Annotated in this window: 1 protein-coding gene; it reads left to right on the top strand. The window is 66.7% G+C overall.

The genetic code is table 11. The annotated features are described in order from the left end of the window. The coding region (locus tag CW362_RS42915; protein ID WP_162684470.1) for a transposase at window positions 1–667 on the top strand (667 nt) is incomplete at its 5' end. Between the last annotated feature and the right edge of the window lie 27 nt (window positions 668–694).

Genomic DNA, 694 nt, shown 5'->3' with positions numbered 1-694 from the left:
GGCCACCGCACTGACCCGCGGACGGCTGAGGACCGCCGTCACCAGAGCCGGACGCCAACGCCGCATCGACGCCGAGGCCGACCGGCTGCTTCAGATGTTCCGCCAGAGCCGGCTTCGCCAACCCGCCCTGGTCGAGAAGGCAATGGGACGGCAGACACTCGCCCTCCTTGCCCAGCTCGACGCAGCCTGCCAGGCATGCGAGGACCTCGCATCCGACACGGAAGAGCTGTTTCTGCAGCATCCCGATGCCGAGATCATCACGAGCTTCCCCGGCCTGGCCACGCTCACCGGCGCACGGATTCTCGGCGAGATCGGCGACGATCGCGCCCGGTTCACCCACCCCGGCAATCTGAAAGCCTATGCCGGAAGCGCACCCGTGACCCGCCAGTCCGGCAAGAGCCGCCACGTTGCTCATCGCCGGATCAAGAACAACCGACTGGCCGCGACCGGCCGGCACTGGGCATTCGCCGCGCTGACTGCCTCACCAGGCGCACACGACCACTACAACCGCCGACGGGACACCGGCGACCACTACCACGCGGCTCTCCGGAATCTGTTCAACCGTATGCTCGGCCAGCTCCACCACTGCCTGACCAACCACCAGAAGTTCGACGAAGCCATCGCCTTCAGCACCTCCGCCCCAGCTCCATTCTCGGCAGCTGCTTGACCCGAAAGCTGCATGGGGTGTCTTGTC

This window comes from Streptomyces populi, from assembly GCF_002911015.1.
Lineage (GTDB): Bacteria > Actinomycetota > Actinomycetes > Streptomycetales > Streptomycetaceae > Streptomyces > Streptomyces populi.
The sequence above is the reverse complement of the archived record's forward strand: the minus strand, read 5'-3'. Positions and strand labels throughout refer to the sequence as shown.